The organism is Paenibacillus filicis, from assembly GCF_038070315.1.
GTDB lineage: Bacteria > Bacillota > Bacilli > Paenibacillales > NBRC-103111 > Paenibacillus_G > Paenibacillus_G filicis.
The window spans coordinates 104,082-111,032 of record NZ_JBBPCC010000027.1 but is presented as its reverse complement, the minus strand read 5'-3'; the positions used below and the strand labels follow the sequence as shown (position 1 = coordinate 111,032).

At 52.6% G+C, this 6,951-nt stretch carries 7 protein-coding genes and 1 rRNA gene; 1 reads left to right on the top strand and 7 read right to left on the bottom strand.

The annotated features are described in order from the left end of the window. The 4 genes from WMW72_RS30650 to WMW72_RS30635 all read right to left on the bottom strand — a co-directional run. A 16S ribosomal RNA gene (locus WMW72_RS30650) occupies positions 1-124 on the bottom strand; the annotation flags it as partial. A 389-nt stretch (positions 125-513) separates the two neighbouring features. Continuing rightward, the gene (locus WMW72_RS30645; protein WP_341419391.1) at positions 514-1,287 is read right to left on the bottom strand and encodes a thiazole synthase; all 774 of its coding nucleotides are present in this window, start codon (positions 1,285-1,287) and stop codon (positions 514-516) included. A gap of 75 nt (positions 1,288-1,362) precedes the next feature. Continuing rightward, positions 1,363-1,563, bottom strand: coding sequence for a sulfur carrier protein ThiS (gene thiS / locus WMW72_RS30640; protein ID WP_341419390.1), 201 nt, complete (start codon positions 1,561-1,563; stop codon positions 1,363-1,365). 278 nt (positions 1,564-1,841) lie between these two features. Further along, positions 1,842-2,726: a nucleotidyltransferase-like protein gene (locus tag WMW72_RS30635; RefSeq protein WP_341419389.1), complete on the bottom strand. Its 885-nt coding sequence runs from the start codon at positions 2,724-2,726 to the stop codon at positions 1,842-1,844. Between the two features lie 136 nt (positions 2,727-2,862). Between WMW72_RS30635 and WMW72_RS30630 the strand changes: the two genes are divergently transcribed. Further along, entirely contained in the window at positions 2,863-3,264 is a 402-nt protein-coding gene (locus WMW72_RS30630; protein ID WP_423227623.1) for a DUF2614 family zinc ribbon-containing protein, read from the top strand. Positions 3,265-3,326: 62 nt separating this feature from the next. Here WMW72_RS30630 and WMW72_RS30625 read toward each other — a convergent pair whose 3' ends face one another. The 3 genes from WMW72_RS30625 to WMW72_RS30615 form a co-directional block, all read right to left on the bottom strand. Then, entirely contained in the window at positions 3,327-4,994 is a 1,668-nt protein-coding gene (locus tag WMW72_RS30625) for a glycosyl hydrolase family 18 protein (protein WP_341419387.1), read from the bottom strand. A gap of 192 nt (positions 4,995-5,186) precedes the next feature. Next, entirely contained in the window at positions 5,187-5,615 is a 429-nt protein-coding gene (gene perR / locus WMW72_RS30620; protein ID WP_341419386.1) for a peroxide-responsive transcriptional repressor PerR, read from the bottom strand. A 63-nt stretch (positions 5,616-5,678) separates the two neighbouring features. Next, the gene (locus tag WMW72_RS30615) at positions 5,679-6,941 is read right to left on the bottom strand and encodes a DUF4097 family beta strand repeat-containing protein (RefSeq protein WP_341419385.1); all 1,263 of its coding nucleotides are present in this window, start codon (positions 6,939-6,941) and stop codon (positions 5,679-5,681) included. Positions 6,942-6,951 lie beyond the last annotated feature (10 nt).

Genomic DNA, 6,951 nt, shown 5'->3' with positions numbered 1-6,951 from the left:
GTTGCCTACGTGTTACTCACCCGTCCGCCGCTAACCTATCCCCGAAGGAATAAGTCCGCTCGACTTGCATGTATTAGGCACGCCGCCAGCGTTCGTCCTGAGCCAGGATCAAACTCTCCATTAAGGTGTTTGACTTGCTCAAAAGTAATGCTAGCGAGAATTTTCATTCTCTATTTAACACTCACTCGTTGTTCAGTTTTCAAAGGGCAATTATTTACCGACAAAGACATACTTTTCAACAATTTCCTTCTTTGTCGCTTATTGTCACCTCGTTTAGCGGCGACTTTTATAATGTACCACACTTACCTAATTCAATGCAAGCTTTTTTTATTTCTTGTTTTTATCAGGGTTGCTTGGCCTGCCGTTCTGGACAAGTCCTTCTCAGCGGCGAAGACTAATTTATCACATGCTCTATATGAAAGTCAAGCATTGATTTTAAAAAAGTTGAAATGAATGAAAAACGGGAAAGCTCGATCCTCAGCCCGCGCCTTCCCGTACGCTTTTAGAACCCGATTACTCAATCATTCCTTCTTCGGGGCTACTGGCCGAAGCATACCGCTTCTTCGCTATCCGGCCCGCGAGGAAGCCCTTCCGTCCTGCCTCCACGGCGAGCTTAAACGCTTCAGCCATAAGAGCAGGATTCTGCGCCCCTGCAACGGCTGTATTCAGCAGCACGCCGTCTGCGCCAAGCTCCATAGCCAGTGCTGCGTCCGCCGGACCACCGATACCCGCATCTACAATAATGGGCACCTTGGCTTCCTCGATAATAAAGCGCAGGTTACCTGCATTAACAATACCTTGGCCGGAACCGATCGGCGATGCGCCCGGCATAACCGCAGCTGCACCGGCTTCCTGAAGCTTACGCGCCAGGATCGGGTCATCGGACGTATAAGGCAGGACAATGAATCCCTCGTCCACCAGGATCTTCGTTGCCTCCAGCGTTCCGACCGGATCGGGAAGCAAGGTTCTCGGATCGCCGATTACCTCAACCTTGATCATATCGCATAATCCGGTAGCTTTGGCCAGACGGGCGATACGAACCGCTTCCTCTACCGTATAAGCACCTGCTGTATTAGGCAGGAGAGTAAAATTCTTCAGATCGAGTGTCTCCAGAAAGTTAGGAGCATCGGGATTGTCGATCGGCAGCCGGCGGATGGCAAAGGTAAGCACTTCGGCCTCGGAGGCACGAACGGCTTTCTCCTGGATGTCGAGCGATGTAAACTTGCCGGTTCCAAGCAATAGACGGGATTTAAAGGTATAAGGACCAATGTTTAAGGTTTCTGTCATGATTGATATCTCCTTTTCCGGAATTCCGGTGCATGAAATCCTTCTATGAAGGTGCGGGCACATCCTGCCGGAAGGTTAGCCTCCCCCGACGAAATGGACGATTTCCAGTTGATCGCCCTCCTGCAGCCCGGTGCTTGCGTAGGTGTCCCGCTCGATAATATTGCGGTTCAACTCTACGACCAGTATCTTCTGCTCCAGCTTATAGAAAGCGAGCAGGTCTGCTACCGTTGCAATGTCGTTCACATCACGGTTCTCCCCGTTAATAACCAGCTTCATATCTGACCTCCTCTCCTCGTCAAGCTGCATGCTTCTCCCCCACCTGCAAGGACAACACAAAAAAAGTCAGCCTGCGCAGGCTGACTTCATGACCGGTTGCTTATTATAAAGCGATCGAGCACTCGTCCACTTCCCTACGCTGGCATCATCCAGGACGGCAGGCGGTTCGATCCGCTTCCCCGTCATTACAGGTTCCAAGGGTCAAAGAAGGCTTCTTTTTCTCAGCCCCGCATCTTGGGGCTCCCCTAGTGGCTATGAAATTGTTCATGCTGATTATATCACACTGCATGGACCTTGGCATCCCGATATCGCAACTCCAGCAAACTGAGCTCGGGATCAGCCGTGTGGACGACCTCTGCAGCCAGAGCCTTCCTGACCAGCTTGTTAAGCAGCAGCGGAAGCTCAGACTTGACGTCAGATAGCCCCGGGAGCTGCTGGAGCTCTTGAAGACTCCAGGCCTCCTCCCTGCTCGCCAGTTGATCGAGCAGTACCTTACAGCACCGCTCCATCTTGGACATGACGGAGAATTCGCAGGCCAGTTGGACGAGCTGCACACGCTGCTTCAACGTTTCGCTGCTCAGTGTCAGTTCTTCATACAGCTTGTAGACGCCTGGATTGATCAGGCGTACCTGACTCCATACGGTAACTTCTGGATGATAGCCGGCTTCCACGATGACGATACGCGCCCAATGCTGCAGTGCCTCCAAAATATTATTATAGGCATCCAGCAGATGCTCGCCAATCAAATAGTCTTTGCTCTGCAAATAGCTGCGCAGAAACTTGGAGAACTCGATCAGCAGCTTGTGCTCCCTCAGCTCCTCAGGAAACTCCAGAACCCGATGCCGCAAGCTTTCCAGATACATCTCGCGATCCAAAAGTATCTCTCCTTTTAAGATCCAATAAAAAACATTGGGTTGTTCGCCGTGAAGGATGAGTGCATCAAGCATCTGCGGAATGATCCATCTTTCTTGTATACGTAAGTGGTCTTCTATATAATGAATTTGTTGGTCGGCCCGCTCTGCATGACGGCTGACGACCAGCAACAGAAAATCAAAACCGTCAGTGACCGCCGAATACGGAGAAGGATTGTCGACAACGAGCACGCCAAGTACGGTCTCGTCCTTACGGAGCCTGTCCAAGTGCTGCTTCTTCAGAGATTCCATGAATGAAAGGGCCTCCTGACCATGGAATGCATAGGTTAGCCATTCTTGCTTATGAAGTATTTCTACATGCAGACGCAGTTTCCTGCAATTTATTTATGAGAGCTCTCACAATTCTTGAATGAAAGAAGTGACGATCGTGCGATTTAAATCAAGCAAGGCAAACGAATTCCGGCTCTGGGGACTGCTACTGACCATGGGAGGCATGCTGCTGATGATTCTGGGTCTGGCCGGGATAGTATTCGAATGGGGAGCTGTAGGGCGGATGATCGCTGCGGTAGGTATGGTCATCGGCGCGATCCTCATGCTGGTCAGCATGGGCATCTACTTCGCAGCCGGGATGATGTCGACCAGCGCCGTCGTTGTCGTCTGTCCGGAGTGCGCCAAGCCGACCAAGATCATCGGCAAAACAGACCGCTGTATGTTCTGCAAAACCATATTGTCCGTCGACCCGGCCCACGCTCCACAAGAAGACGCCCAGCATGTTCATCCCGCTGAGGAAGCCAAGCCCGCCCAGGAAGGTGCGACTACTTCTTCGTGATCCACATCAAAAACGGCATGTCCCCGATCCGTCGGTGGACATGCCGTTTTGATATCAAACCTTTATTTAGCCAGCTCTTCCTTGATCCAGTTCCAGGCGTCCGGAACCTCGAAGCCTCTGCGCCAGGATGCGACTCCCGCTAAGCCCAGCTCCTTGACCAGCTTCATTCTGGCGCGGACGCTCGTCTCATCTTCGATCCATATCCTCTGAAGCTTGCCCGCTTCCTTGTACTCGATATAGTTTTGTCCCGTTTCCTCCGAGAAGGTGGGAGTAAGCTTCTGCTCGCGGATAATCCGTTGAGGCATCTCCATGAACACCGCACGCGAGCTTACCGTCGCCTTGCCGTTCTTCGTCTCCTCCGTCCATACCCGGGTATAGAATGGGATACCAAGCACCAGCTTGGAAGGCGGAATTTTATCCTGGCGAAGCAGCCCTTGTATGGATTCCTCCACCCACTTCAGAGACGCGACAGAGCCTGCCTTGGGACTGCTCGCCCAATGCTCGTCATAGGCCATCAGCATCATATAGTCGACGGATTCAATCAGAGCCTTGCGGTCGTAGAACATCGACCACATCTCGTTGGTTGACCGCGGTGTGACATCGATCGAGACGACGAGTCCCTGCTCATGAAGCAGCGGTGTCAGCTCGCGGACGAATTGAACCAGGTTCTGCTTGTCCTTCAAATCGACGTTCTCGAAATCGATATTGATGCCATCCAACCCGTATAGCTGGGAGAAACTCAGCAGCTGCTTGATCATGTTCAGCCGCTTGTCGTAAGTCGAGAGAGCTTCCGTCGTCCGCTTCGGGTCGAAGCCGTTACTAAAGATAGGCCAGATATGGTAACCTTTAGACCTGGACCACTGGACATAGGCTGGATCCGCTAAATTCTGAAGGTTGCCTTCTCCATCCTGCAGATGAAACCAGGTAGGACTAACCACGTTCACTCCAGGCATCTCGCCTATCTTCGAGGTGTCTGGATTTTTGGATACGACATGCTCCCATGTCAAATTGATCTTACCGGTAATGGGCCGCTTAGGCTGAAAGTCCGGCTCCTTATTAACGGGAACTTTCTCTTCGCGATCCACAACCGCATCACTCTTGCGCACATAGCCGCGGTAGCCGTTCGTGAGCTGCACGCGGTACCATTCCCCTTCTTCTCCCCAAAGGATCAGATTCTCCGCCTGGCGGACATCTGCGAGGATCGGCGCCTTGATGGAGGGGTCGCGTCTCATCGCAATGGTCTTATCCGGCTTGCCTTCGTAGGAAACCGTTCGCAACCAGCGGATTGTGTCTCCTTCTAAGAACAAGAGAACGGCACCCGTTTCCTCGGATTCCCGAAGGTCGATGCGATAGAAGCTGCGCAGCGGATCGATCGGCAGATACAGCTTGCCGCCGGATTTCTCCAAAGGAAACTTCAAGGTGAAAGGCTTTTCGTTGATCATGCCGGTCAATTGGCTCGTCCGCAAACGAACGACTTTACTTTGCGTAGTAATGATGGTCGACTCGGATTTCTGTTCATAGAGAACAGAAGGATCGATGCGCTCCTGAACCGTATCGAAGGAAAGCTTCAAGGATTCCTTGCTTCCTACAGCCGGGTCCTGGAGCATGCCTCCCTGGTAAAATACCGGCTTGGGATTCCCGTCAAATGTCGGCGGCTCATGCTTGCCGCTAGGGACATAAACGGTCCAGTAATAAGCCGCAAGGATCGCGGCGGCGGCTAGGGCCAGCAAAAGCAGCAGAGCCCGTAAGGCCCTTCTTTTCCTCCGAGGAGGCGGACTTGCGGAATAACCGTCAAAATTCATGAATTCACCTCTATACGAATAGTGCAGCGACCGTAGGCTGAAGCAAAAAGAAAAGGACGCCTCCGTTACGCCAATTCGCGCGACCGGACACGTCCATTATACCCCAATTTTAGTAATCTTTCATTTCGACTTGCTTAGGCAGTCGGCACATACGCCGTATACCTCTACCCGATGGCTCTTGACCCGGAAGCCGGTCATTTCCCCGGCAGCCTGCTCCAGCTCATCAAGCGGCTTGTAGGCAAAATCAACTAGCTTGCCGCATTCCTCACACAACGCATGGTAGTGGTCCGACAAATCAGCATCGAACCGGCTGGAATGATCGCCGTATGTCATCTCGCGAACCAAACCCGATTCCATAAATACCTTCAAGTTGTTATAGACGGTTGCGACGCTCATGCTCGGAAACTGTGGCGACAGCGCCTTATAGATATCATCCGCTGTAGGATGAGACATCGTTTTCAACAGATAGGACAAAATCGCATGCCGCTGCGGCGTCATACGGACGCCCATCGTCTTAAGCTTGTTTAGCGCCTGCTCCAAAGCACTCATGGTGTTCACCGCCTAACCCGGAAGAGTATATCTCTTTATTTTACCCGGTCGGCGGAAAGATTGTCAATTGACTCTTTGCACGGATAAAGCCCCTTTGGTTGCTGCATGTACCTTATACGTACCGCTTCCCAGTGTCCCGGTCATGGAGGTTTTGGAGATCTGGAAGGGCAGCTCCGTGTGCATGCTGCCAAAACCGCCCGTGCCTTCGAAGGTATAGCTTCCGGCCGCAGGCAGCATAAGCTCTACCTTGCCGTGCTTAGTCGTCACATCCCAGTCCCCTTCCACCTGCGAGGTCCTGAGCTTGACTGAGGCGCTGGCACCCTCTGTACGTACCCGCTTGAGGTTACCATCCGCTTGGATGGCTCCATTGGCTATCTCGATGTCCACATCTCCGCTATGACGGGATAGCGTCGATTCTCCATTGGTGGATTTGAGCTTGGCCCCGCCGGTATGATCTGCGGCCTCCAAAATCCCATTGCTGACCTCCATGGACAGGCTGCCCTCCGTCTTCTGTGTCTTCAATTGGCCATTGGTCGCTTTGAGGCTAATCGTACCGACCATCTCTCGAACTAAGATTTCGGCATTGACTCCCTCTGCAGTAAAAGCCCGCTGAAGAAGGAGCTTGGATGCTTCGATTTGACCGTTGGTCAAACTTACATCCCAATCCGCTCGGAGTTCGGCCGGAACCGTCACGATGAGATCCATACGAGGCTTACGCTTGCCGAACAGCTTGAAGCCATATTCCGCTGGGACAGTAGAGATCTCCAACGTCTCCCCCGAGATGCGGTGCTCCAGCCGGGAAGCTTCGGCGATGCTTGCCGCCTCCTCCTCTTTGTCGGAATTGACATAGACCGTCAACTCCACCTCGATCTGCGGGACATTACCCGGCTTGATCCTCAGCTTGCCATTGGTATTGGTAAGCTTGATCTGCTTGATCTCGGCTCCGGCCGGGATGACCGTTGTCCCTTTATCAAAGGACTTGCCGTCGTCGCTGAACGCTTCGATGACACTGGCAATATTGGTGCTGCCGAGTCCCTTGATTCCCTGGATCCCTTGCCATACGCCCGGGTTCTGTACACTGACAATGATCACTGCTGCCACGGCTACAGAGAAAATAATGCCGCCCAGATCCAGCTTCAGCGGTCGTTGTCCCCGTCCATGGCGCATGTTAAATAGAATGTATTCAAGCCCCAGCATAATGAAAAGCATCGGCCAGATCTTGACAAGCTCGGCAGTCAAGCCGGTTCCAGCCAGCTTGTCGGACACGACCGCTCCGCCCACAATGACAAGTACAAGGGCTGCCGTATATCGACCTACCTTCAACATACGTAACACT